Here is a 13,033-nt window from a genome sequence, read left to right as displayed (position 1 = left end):
CGTCGATCGCCACATCCAATCAGCTGGTATGCCGATGAAACAGTATCGGAAACATGCATTCCCGGTGGAGCAGGCGCGCCGCTTCCTCGAACCCGGGCCGGTGGTGCTGGTGAGCTCGGCCCACAAGGGCCAACGCGACATCATGACCATGGGCTGGCATATGGTGCTGGAGTTTTCGCCCTCGCTGATTGCCTGCTGCATCGCTCCCGGCAACCACAGTTTCGAACTAGTCCGGCGCAGCAAACAATGCGTGATCAACCTGCCGACGGCCGAGCTGCTCGACACCGTGATCGGCATTGGCAACAGCAGCGGTGCCCAGATCGACAAGTTCGACCATTTCGGGCTGACTGCCGTCCCCGGCCAGCGGGTTGCGGCGCCAGCCATCGCCGAGTGCTACGCCAGTTTCGAATGCCGCCTGCACGACGGGCGGCAGATCAACCGCCACGCCCTCTTTGTCTGGGAAGTGGTGAGCGCGCAGGTGGCCAGGCGGCCTGCGCTGCCCAGGACGGTGCACTACCGCGGCGATGGCCGCTTCATGCTGTCTGGCAAAGAAGTCTCGCGGCGGCGCCTGTTCGCACCTGAAATGCTCTGATGACAGCGATGCGCATGCTCATTGCGCCACCTTGCCCTGCCGCACGCTGACCTTGCCCTGCCGTACTTCGAAGGTGAACGCGAACGACAGCGTCACCGGTACCGGTTCCTCGCTGATCGCGCCGCTGCAGTCGTCAAGTGCCGTCGGCTGTGCCACGCCGGCGGCAAACGTGCACAGTGCGGCCGGAACGAACTGCCATTGCTGCACCGTGGTACGCACCGCCTGCAGCAGATCGGCGTTGTCCGGCAGCAGACCGGCCGCGCATTCGTCGCGATCGGACATGGGGTCGACGCGCTGCACCGCGCCGTCGGCGGCCAGGATCACATGCGCGCATACGGTGGTCGGCGGCAGTGTCTGCCGTGGCGAGTCGGCCGGCAGCACCGGCGCATCGCTGCGCAGTGCGCGCGGCATCCGGAAACGCTGTGCCGGCGCCAGCGTGTAAGACCGGATGGAGCCGCCGCCTTCACCGCCCGACTGCGCGCTCAGCATGCGCTGGTCCACCGAATCTTCGCGCTGGCTGCGCTGCTGTTCCTGCACGCCTTGCGTTGCACATGCGCCGAGCGACAGCGCCAGGGCTGCAGTGCATATCGGAGTAAATCGCATCACGGCTTCTCCTGCATTGCGCAGCCTGCCGGGGCACACCCGGCAAGACGGCTGGACGCTGGCGCATCCGGGTGCGCTGCGCCGGCATCGGCAGCCGTGGACGTTTGCTCCGGCGCATCCAGTTCGAACTTCACCGGCACGCGCACCGTGGAAGCAATCGCCCTGCCATGTGCAGACGCAGGTGTCAGCCGCCAATGACGCGCTGCCTCCAGCACCGCTTGATCGAACACACCGGCCGGCGTGCTCTGCACGATGGCGATGTGCTGCGGTACGCCGCCAGGGTCGACCTCAATCTGCAGTTCGACAAAGCCCTCGATACCGCCGTCGACTGCGGCTGCCGGATACCTCGGCGGTTGCATCAAGGAAAAATCCACCGCGTTGCCCGCCGCCGGCGCCGGGTGTGCCGGCAACGCAATGCGCGCCGGCTGCACGGCCCAGGCAGCGGTGCTGATCGTCGCCGCCAGCAGCAGCACCATCACCACGCGCCAGCGCGCATGCCCGGCAGCTGCGGGTAAACCGCGCAGTGCCGCGATCCGTTGCGCCAACGGAGGCGACGCAGCCCAATGACAGGCCAGTTGCGTGGAACCGGCACCAAGCTGGGTCTTGAGCATGGCCGTGGCGTAACTGCGGCGCTTGCCCGGATGTTGCGCCAGCACGGCCGCATCGCAGGCCAGTTCCTGGTCCAGCCGGAACGCACGCCAGGCCAGATGCATCAGCGGGTTGAACCAGCAGATGCAGAGCATCAGCGCTGCCAGCAGATTCGCATGCAGATCGCCGCGCCGCAGATGCATGCGCTCATGCGCCAGGATCAGCGCACGCTCATCGGCGTCGTAGCGCACGCTGAAATCGGCCGGTACCACGATGCGCGGACGCCAGAGTCCCAGCGATGCAGGAAGGCCGACATCGTGCGTGGCCGACCAGAGCCGGTGGTCGAGCCGGTGCAACGGACCCAGGCGGCGCAGGAAGCGCCGTTGCCGCGTCCACACTCCGAACGCCATCACCACCGCGCCGCCCAGCCACGCTGCCGCCAGCCAGCTTGCCCACGCCTGACCTTGGCCCTGCACGCTGGAGAGCGCCGGCAGGGCAGTCAGCGCCGGTAACCTCGGCACCGCCACGCCGAGAGACGGCCCTGGCGACACGGCCGCCACCAGGGCCAGCGGGACGCAGGACCAGATCGCATACGCCGCGGTGGCACCCGACAGCTTGCGCAGCGGGCGACGCAGGAACAGGCAGACCAGCAGCGCGACGGTGATGTACAGCGTCGCGCGCGACACCAGGACCCAGGGCTCAGGGTTCATCGTCCAGCTCCTTGATCAGTTGTTTCAGCTCCGCGATATCGGACGCGCTGAGTTTTCCGCGCTCGCTGAAATGCGCCACCAGTGGCGCCACCCGCCCACCGAACAGGCGTTGCAGCAACCCCTCGCTCTGTTGCTGCACCCACTGCTCGCGCGCCAGCACCGGCGAGTAGAGATAGCGCCGCCCTTCTTTCACCGCGCGGATGGCGCCCTTGCCAAGCAGGCGGTTGAGCAGGGTCTTCACCGTCGGCTCGGCCCAGTTGCTGTGGGCAGCCAGCGCGGCGACCACGTCGTCGGCGCTGCGCGGCGCCGCATCCCAGAGCACCTGCATCACCACTGCTTCGGCTTCGCTGATCGGCATGCGATTACATCCGTAATTTTTATCGATTACGCATGTAAAACTTTAGCCTGTCAAGCCCGTCCCAACAGCCTTGCGGCAACGGGTGCATCAACCCGGTCTTGTCGGCAGCCCGGTAACCACCCCGCCATCGCCTCGGCTACCCTGCACCGATGACTGACCACCTGACCGACCTGCCCAGCGCTGTTGCGCACATCCTGCAACGCCTCGACGGCCCGCTGCGTGTCGGCGCGCCGCTGGGCATCGGCAAGCCACACCGGCTATTGAACGCGCTATATGCGCAGCTCAAGCACACGCCCACGCGGCCATTGGCGCTGTATACCGCGTTGTCGCTCAACCCGCCCAAGCCGGGCACGGGGCTGGAGGCGCGCTTTGCGGCCCCGTTCATCGCGCGCCATTTCGGCGAGGATTTCCCGCGCCTTGCCTATGTCGATGACATGCTGCGCGATGCACTGCCGGCGCATGTGCAGGTGGAAGAGTTCTACATGCAGTCCGGCGGGCTGCTGCACTCCACCCAGGCGCAGGCCGACTACACCAGTCTCAACTACACCCACGCTGCTGCCGCAGTGGCGCAGCGCGCACCGAACCTGATCGTGCAGAAAGTGGCGCGCGAACCGGGCGGCACGCGGCTGTCGTTGTCGTGCAACAACGACATCACCCAGGACACGCTGGATGCGGTGCAGGCACTTGGCCTACCGCGCCCCATGCTGGTGGCGGAAGTGGACACGCAACTGCCGTGGATCGGTGGCACCGCGGCGGTGGAGGAGGCCTTCTTCGACCTGGTCATCGACCTGCCCGGTCCGTCGCCGCGCCTGTTCGGCCTGCCCAGGCAACCGGTGAACAGCGTCGACTACGCCATCGGTCTGTATGCCAGCACGCTGGTCCGCGATGGCGGCACCTTGCAGATCGGCATCGGCACCCTGGCCGATGCGCTGAGCCATGCCTTGGTCTTGCGACACACCGACAACGCCACCTATCGGCGTGTGCTGCATGCGCTGGACCCGGAACTGGAACAACACCCTGCCGTGCGCGCCAGCGGTGGCCTGGCGCCGTTCGAGACCGGCCTGTATGGCTGCAGCGAAATGCTCAATGAAGGTTTCAAGCAGCTGGTGGACTGCGGCGTGATCCGCCGCAAGGTGCACGATGATCTGCCGCTGATGCAGCGCATCGCCGACGGTGGCGCCGACGCGGCCGATCACGCGCGCCTGGCACGCGAAGGCGAGTTTCTGCATGGCGCGTTCTATCTCGGCTCGCCGGATTTTTACCGCTGGCTGCGCGATCTGGACGCGGAGACGCGCGATGCCATCGGCATGCGCCGCATCAGCCAGATCAACCAGCTGTATGGCGGCAATGAAACGCTGGAGCGCCTGCAACGCCGCGATGCGCGCTTCTTCAACTCCTGCATGATGGCCACCGCGCTCGGCGCGGCGGTGTCCGACGGGCTGGAAGATGGCCGTGTGGTCTCCGGTGTCGGCGGCCAATACAACTTCGTGGCGATGGCGCATGCCTTGCCGCAGGCGCGCAGCGCGTTGATGCTGCGGGCCACGCGCGATGCCGGTGCGCACGCAGCGAGCAATGTGCGCTGGAACTACGGGCACACCACCATCCCGCGCCATCTGCGCGACCTGTACATCACCGAGTACGGCATCGCCGACCTGCGCCACCAGACCGACCAGGACTGCGTGCTGGCGATGGCCGGCATCTGCGATGCACGCTTCCAGGACGCATTGCTGGCGAGCGCCAAGGCATCGCGCAAGCTGCGCGGCGACCCTGCATTGCCTGCGCGTGCACGACGCAACACACCGCAGGCGCTGGAACAGGCGCTGGCGCCGTTCCGTCACGATGGCAGCCTGCCCGACTACCCGCTCGGCAGCGACTTCAGCGAGGCCGAGCAGCGCGTGCTGCGCGCCCTGACCTGGCTCAAGCGCGCAACGGCCGGCAACAGCGCCAAGCTGACGACCCTCTGCCGCGCACTGCTGTCACGCGATACCGGCGATGCAAGCGGTGCCGCCGCTCTGCAGCGGATGGCACTGGATGCACCACGCAGCAGTGCAGAGCGCGTGCAGGCACGGCTGCTGGCATATGCCTTGCGGAAAACCGCAGTGCACTGAGCCGTCCGTGTCGCGAGACGCGAGGCCATGGCGCGTTTTCCGCAATATGACGCACGACGGCAACACGGCGGAAAGCCTTGCGTCAGATTTGGCCTCGATGATGGCGGGTACCTTCTTTCCGGCCTGGCTGCATGCGCTTGCTCCCCGCTGTTTCGGCGTTGAATCCACGCAATGACCGCAGAACGAAGCCATCGCGTGCGAAGCGAAGCAACATACGCAACGCTGCATGTCTTGGCTTGCTGCTGATGGCCGGCGCGACCGCGCACGCCGCTCCCCGCCTCACCGACCTGCAATACATCGGCAGCCATAACAGCTACCACGCCGGCTTCGCCCCCAGCGAAGCGACGCTGCTGCAACAACTGAGTCCGGAGCTGTTCGCGGCGCTGGATTACCGCCATCCGCCGCTGAGGCAACAACTGGACGATGGTGTCCGGCAACTCGAACTGGATGTCTTCGCCGATGCCAACGGCGGCCGCTACGCGCACCCGGCCATCGTCGCGCAGCTCGCCAAGGCCGGCTTGCCACCCGCAGCGCCAAGCGCACCGGCCGGGGTCATGGACAAACCGGGCTTCAAGGTCATGCATGTGCAGGATGTGGACCAGCGCAGTACCTGCCAGCCCTTGATCGCCTGCCTGCAGGAAGTGCGCGCGTGGTCGACGCAGCATCCCGGGCATGTGCCGATCTTCATCCTGCTGGAAACCAAGCAGGCGCCGATGCAACTGGCCTTTCCGACCGTGCAGCCGGAGCTGTTCGATGCGGCGGCGATGGATGCATTGGATGCCGAACTGCGTTCGGTGTTTCGACCCGGCGAGTACCTCAGCCCCGATCAGGTGCGTGGCAGCGCAGCCACGCTCGACGCCGCGGTGCGTGCGCACGGCTGGCCGGCGTTGGACCAGGCGCGCGGCAAGGTGGTGTTCCTGCTGGACCAACGTGCGGCCGGTGCCAGCTACCTGCCCGGGCATCCGTCGCTGCGCGGACGCGTGTGCTTCACCAATGCCGTGCCTGGCCAAGACGATGCCGCGTTCACCGAACTCAACGACGGCCCCGCCGAGACGATCACCCAGCTGGTGAAAGCCGGCTATCTGGTACGCACGCGGACCGACGCAGACCTGAAGGAAGCGCTGCGACACGACACCACCCGCCGCGACCGCATGCTGGCCAGCGGCGCGCAATTGCTCAGCACCGACTTCCCCGCACACGAGCCGGCCGGCAACGGTTATGTGGTGCGTTTCGACGGCGATGCCGTCGCACGCTGCAATCCGCAGCTGGCGCAGGCGCACTGCACGGGCGTCGACCTCAGGCATTGAGTCGCGATCGCGATCGTCGTCGCAATCCCGGCCCCAAGCACAGCGCTGTCGCAAAGGAAGGCGTCGGCGACGCACGCCCGTACCCGCATCACGAGGGCCGGGCACCCCACGTTCTCCAACCACGCGAGCCAACTGCATGCAGCACCCCCGCACCATCCATCGCCTGACCTGCGCCATCGCGCTGGCGCTGTCGTCCCCTGCGTTTGCCGAGACGCCGGAGCCCGCCACCACCACGCTGGATTCGGTGAACGTGCAGGCCAAGCACGCCGCCACACCGGGATCGCTCAACGAACAGCGCCTGTCCAGCAGCGTCAACAGCGTGATGAGCAAGCAGCAGATCGATGCGATCCCCTCGGGCGGCATCGCCGATGTGGTCTCGCATATGCCGGGCCTGTCGGCATACAGCGACATGCATCTGGGCCAGGCCACCACCGGCGAAAACGCCTACGTCAGCATTCGCGGCATGGACGCCAGCTACAACGCCTACACGCTCAACGGCTTCGGCATGCCGGAAACCGATTCGTCGACCCGTGCGATCTCCTTGAACATGCTGGCGCCGTTCGGCATCCAGTCGGTGCAGGTGTCCAAATCCCCCACGCCCGACATGCCCGGCGATTCGATCGGCGGCGCGATCGACATGCGCACGCCCAATGCCTTCGACTTCGGCCAGGATCTCTACGCCAAGAGCACCGCGCGGGGCCAGTTCAACGCGCTGGCTTCGAAGCTGGGCGGCAAGCACACCGGCGGCACCTTCCAGCAGGAGCTGGCCTGGAAATTCGGCGATGGCCATGCCTTCGGCCTCTACGCATCGGCGTATTACGGCAAGAACAACAACATGGCGCAGGCGCCGGCGCCCAATAGCAAGTACCTGCCGGCCGATCCCGCATTGGCCACTGCAACCGACCTGCGCGATGTCGGGCCGTTGATCAGCACCCGCTACAAGTACAGCCTCTACACCAGCCAGATCGAGCGCTACGGCGGCAACCTCTCGCTGGATTGGCAAGGCGACAACAGCGCGCTGTATGCGCGTGCCGTCTACGGCAGCTACGGCGTCACGGGACAACAGGACCAATCCAGCGCGCGCCTGGAAACCTATCGCAACCAGCCCACCGCGGTGCGCGGCGGCTATTTCAACACGCACGATATCGACGAAAAACTGGCGACGCTGCAGCTGGGAGGCCAGACCACGCTGGAGCGCTTGCGCTTCGACTACGGCAGCTCGGTCGGTCGCGGCACCCGCAGCCGCCCGGACTACGTGTCGGCCAGCCTGTATGGCTTTACGCCCGGCAGCTTCGCCTTCGATCTCAGTAACCCGCGCTATCCCAGCATCGCGCCGAGCACGCCTGCCCTGCAGGACTTCTTCTACAACCTGGATTCCTCGTTGTTGTGGAAGGTGCAGGGGCATGACGCCGGCAGCCACGACAACCGCATCAACGCGCACACCGATATCACCTACCAGGTCGATGGCGATGTGCTGGACAGCGTCAAGCTCGGCCTGTCTGCCGACCACTCCGATCGCGGCGCCTACGATCACCCGTTCTTCCACAAGGACGGCAACTTCGTCACCAACGGGCCTTACTTTGGTGGCCCCAACTACGCATTCCCCACCGCCGGCGGGCCAGCGCTGAGCGCGATCCCGGGCCGCGTCACCTACAACGCCTTCGATGGCCGCTACGCCGGCCCGTTCAAGCTGCTGGACCGCAACTGGATGCTCGCGCAGGCACTGCCCTACAAGTACGTCAACGATCCCAACGGCGCCGGTGTCTATACCGCCAACGACTACAACGCCAACACCACCTCCAGCACCGAGGCGATCTATTCCGGTTATGCGATGGCCGCGCTGCATGTCGGCTCGGTGAGCGTGCTGCCCGGCGTGCGCTACGAGCTGACACGCTATTCGGCACAATCGTGGCAGTCCAGCGGCGACGGCAGCACCGGCAGCTTCGTCGGCACCGGCAGCACCTACGGACAAGTGTTGCCAGGCATCAGCGTCAACTATCGCCCGGATGATCTCACCGTCTACCGCGCCTCGTTGCGCCGCAGTTTCAGCCGCCCGGCATTCGGCCTGATTTCCGGCGAAACGGTGTACACCATCGACGACACCCAGCAGGTGGTGGGCATCTCCAAGCCCAATCCCGACCTGCATCCGAGCAAGGCCGACAATGCCGATCTCTCTGCCGAATTCTACGACCACAGCGGCGGCGTGCTCAGCGCATCGACCTATTACAAGCGCATCACCGGCTTCATCTACACCTCGCAATCGGCCACCAGCAACGACAACACGCTGGGCGGGCTGGTACCGACCGGCACCACCTTCGAAAACGGCGTGCCGGTGACCATGCCGCAGAACGGCGGCACCGCAACGCTGTATGGACTGGAGCTGGCAGCGAACAAGCGCCTGCAGGGACTGCCGGGACTGTGGAGCAACGTTGGTGTCAGCGCCAACCTCACGCTGCAGCACAGCCAGGCGGACAGCAAACGCAGCGATCAACCGGAAAAGACCTGGCTGCCGCGTGCACCCGAGCGCATCTACAACCTGGATTTGTTCTACGACGATACGCATCTGCGCACCGACCTGAGCTACAACTACACCGGCCTGCAACTGCTTGGTCTGACCAGCGACCGGCTCAACTATTATCTGCAACCGGTCAAATCGCTGGACTTCACTGCGACCTATCATCTGCCGCACCACGTCGATGTGGGGGTGTCGGCCAAGAACCTGCTCAATGCCGCCACGTTCTACGAAACCCAGGGCAGGTCCAAGCGCTACATGGCCTACGACCCCGGTGCCGACGGCGCCTATGTGCAGACTGGGCGGGTGTACATGCTGACCTTGGGCTACACCTACTGACGGCGGATCTGCAGACAGCTGCGGCGCGATGTCTGCCGCCGCGGGGCCGGGCTTGCACTGCTCTCGAATCGATCGCCTGATTGACACCCGGGCGATCGATTGCTGCATCGGGCACGACGCACGCCATCGCCGGGGAGAAACCTAGCCAGGCGGACGCATCGCATCGACAGCTGCGCGGAAGAGAAATCACAGATATCCACGCACGCTTCGCATCGGAACTGCGTCGTCAGTCAGTCCCGGTGCAGCCATTTCACACAGACCACGCAGGCGGCTCGGGCAAGGTGCGCGCATGCCTCATTTCGGACCTGCTCATGCCACCACGCATCCACGCTCGCGCCTGCTTGCTCGCCCTTGCTCTGGGCACCTCCCTGTCCGCACTGGCGCAAGCGCCGCAGCCCGCTGCCCCGGCAGCAACGCCCGCTGCGACCGTCGTGCCGACTGGTCCGCGCTCGGATCTGCATGCACAGGTGTTGCTGGATCGCGCACATTTCTCGCCGGGACAGATCGATGGCGAACGTGGCTCCAATCAACAGCGCGCCGTGTCGGGATTTCAGGCTGCGCACAAGATCAAGGTGACCGGCGAGCTGGATGACGCCACCTGGCAGGCCTTGCAGGCCGACAGCACGCCGGCGCTGGTGCAATACACGCTCACCGATGCCGATGTGGCCGGGCCGTTCCAGCCGATTCCGAAGGGACCGGCCGAACAGGCCAAGCTGACGTCACTGGGCTATACCTCTGTGGACGAGGCGCTGGGCGAACGGTTCCATGCCGCGCCGGAGCTGCTGCGCCAACTCAACCCCGGCGTGGACTTGAACAAGGCCGGCGGCGTGATCCAGGTGCCGAACATCGACGGTGTCCCGCCGTTGGCCAAGCCGGCCAAGCTGGTGGTCGACAAGTCCGAATCGACGCTGCGCCTGTTCGATGCCGACGGCAAGGTGTATGCGCAGTTCCCGGTGTCTTCCGGCAGCAAGCACGATCCGCTGCCGATCGGCCGCTGGAAGGTGCTGGGCGTCGCGCGCGATCCGGTGTTCAAGTACAACCCCAAGCTGTTCTGGGACGCGAAGAAGGGGGACCAGAAGGCTACCCTGCCGTCCGGCCCGAACAATCCGGTCGGCCGCGTGTGGATCGATCTGTCCAAACCGCATTACGGCCTGCATGGCACGCCGGAACCGGGCCATGTCGGCAAGACCGAATCGCATGGCTGCGTGCGCCTGACCAACTGGGACGTGGTCAACCTGGCCAGCGTGGTTGGCCCGTCCATGCCGGTGGTGATGCAGGAGTAAGCATGAAACTGCTGATGATGCTGGTGGTGGGCGTCTTGCTCGGTGCGGCCGGTTATTGGTGGCTGGAACGCGAGGCCCCGCAGGCGGCGGTGGCACCCACTTCTGCCACTGCGTCTGCGGTGGCAGCGCAGGCCCAAACGGCAGGCGCCGGGCCGGCGGCATCCTCCGCTGCTGCTCCGGCTGCCGCTGCTCCCGCCGTTGCCGCGTCGCCCTCCACCGGAACGGCAGGTGCTGCAGACGCACCAACCGTGGCGGCATCCGCACCCTCGCCTGACGCTGCAAGTGCAGGCAGTGGCCTGCTGATTCCGGTGCAAGGCATCAGCAGCGGCCAACTGCAGAATACGTTTACTGACGCACGCAGCGAAGGCCGCGTGCACGATGCCATCGACATTCTTGCGCCGACCGGCACGCCGGTGATTGCGGTGGCAGACGGTACGGTCGAGAAGCTGTTCAACAGCGAACGCGGCGGCCTGACCATTTATCAATTCGACCCGGCCGGCACGTACTGCTACTACTATGCGCACCTGGAGCGCTATGCCGACGGTCTGGCGGAAAAGCAGTCGATCAAGCGCGGCCAAATCATCGGCTACGTCGGCAGCACCGGCAATGCCGATCCTGCCGCGCCGCATCTGCACTTCGAGATCCATCGCCTGGGACCGGAAAAACAATGGTGGAAGGGAGAGGTCCTGAATCCCTATCCCGTGTTGCATGGCGATCAACCCCTGCAGTGACGCACGACGTGGCGATGCAGACACAGGCCTGCGCGTGATGCGCAGGCCTTCGCACTTAGATCAACATCCCGCCCGATACCTCGATGCGCTGCGCATTGATCCACCCCGTCCCCGGCGCAAGTAACGCAGCAACCACCGGCCCGATATCGTCCGGCAGTCCTGGCCGTCCCAGCGCCGTGACCGACGACACCATCGCGTTGACCTGGGCGTTATCGCGTACGGTCCCGCCGTTGAAGTCCGTTTCGATCGCACCCGGCGCCAGCGTATTGGCGCGAATGCCACGCGCCCCCAATTCCTTGGCCAGATAGCGGGTGAACACTTCCACGCCGCCTTTCATCATCGCGTAAGCCGATGCGCCGGGCAGCGCGAAACGTGCCAGGCCACTGGACACATTGAGGATGCGTCCGCCATCGGCGATCAGCGGCAACAGCGCCTGGGTCAGGAAATACGGCCCCTTGAGATGGAGGTTGACCAGTGCGTCGAACTGCGCCTGCGTGGTGTCGGCGATGGCCGCATGCAACCCGGCGCCCGCGTTGTTGACCAGCGCATCGAACTGCGTGCGGTCCCAACCGGCCAGCACCTGCTTCAACTGCGCGGCGAATGCCGCAAACGACGCGGTGTCGGCAACATCCAGCGGCAATGCCTGCGCGCGGCGGCCGAGCTGGTGGATCTGCGCGACCACCGCAGCCGCCTCATCTGCCTGGCTGCGGTAGGTCAGCACGATATCGCTGCCGTCTGCAGCGAGCGCAAGCGCGGCATTGCGGCCCAGGCCGCGGCTGCCGCCGGTAATCAGGGTGATCGGTGTGGTGGTCGACATGGATGGACTCCGGTGCGTGTTGCATGCGATGTGGAGCGATCAACAAACCAGCCGTGACCGCGAGACGGGCGTGACACTGCCTGACCGTGCCAAGACTATTGCGCTTGCCGCACCGCATAAATCGGTCCAACCTGATTGCACCGTTCAAGAACCTCGACCAATCGATGGACACCCTGGAGTCGCTGCGCGCCTTCCTGCGCGTGGCTGAGCTCGGCAGCTTTACGCGTGCCGCCGACACGCTGGGGCTACCCAAAGCCAGCGTCTCCACCGCCGTACAGCGGCTCGAGGCCTCGCTCGGCACGCAACTCCTGCATCGCACGACGCGTCGCGTGCAACTCACCGGCGACGGCACCGCGTTCTACCAGCGCAGCCGCGACCTGCTCGACGACATGGAGGAGTTGCAGAGCATGTTTCAGCGCGAACGCAGCCAGCTGCGTGGGCGCCTGCGGGTGGATATGTCCTCCGGCATCGCGCGCACATTCGTGATTCCCGCATTGCCCGGGTTCCTGGCGCAGCACCCGCAGCTGGAAGTGGAAATCAGCGGCACCGACCGGCGCGTGGATGTGGTGCGCGAAGGCTTCGATTGCGTGGTGCGCGTAGGCACGCTCGAAGACACCAACCTGGTCGCACGGCCGCTCGGTGCGTTTCGCATCATTAGTTGCGCCAGTGCCGGCTATCTCGCACGACGGGGCATGCCGCAGCGCCTGGACGATCTGGCACACCACGACCTGGTGCATTACGTGCCGACGCTGGGCCAGCGCTCGCCCGGCTTCGAGTACCACGACGGACACGCCTACCAGCTGCTACCGATGCGCGGGCCGGTCACGGTCAACAACGGCGATGCCTATCTCGCTGCGGCATTGGCGGGCCTGGGCATCATCCAGGCGCCGGCCAGCCCGCTGCGTCCGTATCTGGACAGCGGCGCACTGATCGAAGTGCTTGCCGACCTTGCATCGGAACCGATGCCGGTCACGCTGCTCTACGCGCAGCGTCGCCATCTGCCGCAACGCGTGCGTGCGTTCATGGACTGGGTTGCAGAGGTGATGGCGCCGCATCTGGAGCCGTTGCAGCCCTAGCCCGCCGTG

11 protein-coding genes are annotated in these 13,033 nt (G+C 65.9%); 7 read left to right on the top strand and 4 right to left on the bottom strand.

The window, feature by feature from the left end:
- Positions 1-34 precede the first annotated feature (34 nt).
- Positions 35-592, top strand: coding sequence for a flavin reductase family protein (locus tag EO170_RS19630; RefSeq protein ID WP_126947572.1), 558 nt, complete (start codon positions 35-37; stop codon positions 590-592).
- A gap of 18 nt (positions 593-610) precedes the next feature.
- On the opposite strand, the gene EO170_RS19625 is transcribed toward EO170_RS19630, so the two are convergent.
- From EO170_RS19625 to EO170_RS19615, 3 genes are read right to left on the bottom strand one after another with little or no spacing between them, the layout of a single operon-like run.
- The gene (locus tag EO170_RS19625; RefSeq protein ID WP_126947607.1) at positions 611-1,195 is read right to left on the bottom strand and encodes a hypothetical protein; all 585 of its coding nucleotides are present in this window, start codon (positions 1,193-1,195) and stop codon (positions 611-613) included.
- On the bottom strand, positions 1,195-2,493 hold the full coding sequence (locus tag EO170_RS19620) for a TonB family protein (protein ID WP_126947569.1): 1,299 nt from the start codon (positions 2,491-2,493) through the stop codon (positions 1,195-1,197). The genes EO170_RS19625 and EO170_RS19620 overlap by 1 nt, the downstream gene beginning before the upstream one ends.
- Positions 2,483-2,851 carry a BlaI/MecI/CopY family transcriptional regulator gene (locus EO170_RS19615; RefSeq protein WP_126947566.1) on the bottom strand — a complete coding sequence of 123 codons (369 nt, stop codon included), beginning with the start codon at positions 2,849-2,851 and terminating at the stop codon, positions 2,483-2,485. Before EO170_RS19615 ends, EO170_RS19620 begins: the two co-directional genes overlap by 11 nt.
- A 149-nt stretch (positions 2,852-3,000) precedes the next feature.
- Between EO170_RS19615 and EO170_RS19610 the strand changes: the two genes are divergently transcribed.
- From EO170_RS19610 to EO170_RS19590, 5 genes are all read left to right on the top strand, one after another.
- Positions 3,001-4,959, top strand: a complete 1,959-nt coding sequence (locus EO170_RS19610) for an acetyl-CoA hydrolase/transferase C-terminal domain-containing protein (RefSeq protein ID WP_164741110.1) — start codon at positions 3,001-3,003, stop codon at positions 4,957-4,959.
- 245 nt (positions 4,960-5,204) lie between these two features.
- Positions 5,205-6,266 carry a phosphatidylinositol-specific phospholipase C1-like protein gene (locus tag EO170_RS19605; protein ID WP_126947562.1) on the top strand — a complete coding sequence of 354 codons (1,062 nt, stop codon included), beginning with the start codon at positions 5,205-5,207 and terminating at the stop codon, positions 6,264-6,266.
- A gap of 136 nt (positions 6,267-6,402) precedes the next feature.
- The gene (locus EO170_RS19600; RefSeq protein WP_126947559.1) at positions 6,403-9,117 is read left to right on the top strand and encodes a TonB-dependent receptor; all 2,715 of its coding nucleotides are present in this window, start codon (positions 6,403-6,405) and stop codon (positions 9,115-9,117) included.
- A gap of 368 nt (positions 9,118-9,485) precedes the next feature.
- Complete coding sequence (locus EO170_RS19595; RefSeq protein WP_206514041.1) at positions 9,486-10,400, top strand: L,D-transpeptidase; 915 nt, start codon at positions 9,486-9,488, stop codon at positions 10,398-10,400.
- 2 nt (positions 10,401-10,402) lie between these two features.
- On the top strand, positions 10,403-11,131 hold the full coding sequence (locus EO170_RS19590) for a M23 family metallopeptidase (protein WP_119127507.1): 729 nt from the start codon (positions 10,403-10,405) through the stop codon (positions 11,129-11,131).
- A gap of 55 nt (positions 11,132-11,186) precedes the next feature.
- Here the strand turns inward: EO170_RS19590 and EO170_RS19585 are convergent, their stop codons facing one another.
- Positions 11,187-11,948, bottom strand: coding sequence for an SDR family oxidoreductase (locus EO170_RS19585; protein ID WP_119127505.1), 762 nt, complete (start codon positions 11,946-11,948; stop codon positions 11,187-11,189).
- Between the two features lie 98 nt (positions 11,949-12,046).
- Between EO170_RS19585 and EO170_RS19580 the strand changes: the two genes are divergently transcribed.
- Entirely contained in the window at positions 12,047-13,024 is a 978-nt protein-coding gene (locus tag EO170_RS19580) for a LysR family transcriptional regulator (protein WP_164741114.1), read from the top strand.
- Positions 13,025-13,033 lie beyond the last annotated feature (9 nt).

The sequence above is a fragment of the Xanthomonas sp. BRIP62409 genome (assembly GCF_003992965.1).
Classification (GTDB): domain Bacteria; phylum Pseudomonadota; class Gammaproteobacteria; order Xanthomonadales; family Xanthomonadaceae; genus Xanthomonas; species Xanthomonas euroxanthea.
This window is presented reverse-complemented; position numbering and strand designations above follow the sequence as displayed.

Bases quoted from the DNA above. Each gene is read 5' to 3' on its own strand.
- EO170_RS19605 (WP_126947562.1), top strand. From the start codon at position 5,205: ATGGCCGGCGCGACCGCGCACGCCGCTCCCCGCCTCACCGACCTGCAA.
- EO170_RS19585 (WP_119127505.1), bottom strand. From the start codon at position 11,948: ATGTCGACCACCACACCGATCACCCTGATTACCGGCGGCAGCCGCGGC.
- EO170_RS19630 (WP_126947572.1), top strand. From the start codon at position 35: ATGAAACAGTATCGGAAACATGCATTCCCGGTGGAGCAGGCGCGCCGC.
- EO170_RS19620 (WP_126947569.1), bottom strand. From the start codon at position 2,493: ATGAACCCTGAGCCCTGGGTCCTGGTGTCGCGCGCGACGCTGTACATC.
- EO170_RS19615 (WP_126947566.1), bottom strand. From the start codon at position 2,851: ATGCCGATCAGCGAAGCCGAAGCAGTGGTGATGCAGGTGCTCTGGGAT.
- EO170_RS19610 (WP_164741110.1), top strand. From the start codon at position 3,001: ATGACTGACCACCTGACCGACCTGCCCAGCGCTGTTGCGCACATCCTG.
- EO170_RS19590 (WP_119127507.1), top strand. From the start codon at position 10,403: ATGAAACTGCTGATGATGCTGGTGGTGGGCGTCTTGCTCGGTGCGGCC.
- EO170_RS19625 (WP_126947607.1), bottom strand. From the start codon at position 1,195: ATGCGATTTACTCCGATATGCACTGCAGCCCTGGCGCTGTCGCTCGGC.
- EO170_RS19600 (WP_126947559.1), top strand. From the start codon at position 6,403: ATGCAGCACCCCCGCACCATCCATCGCCTGACCTGCGCCATCGCGCTG.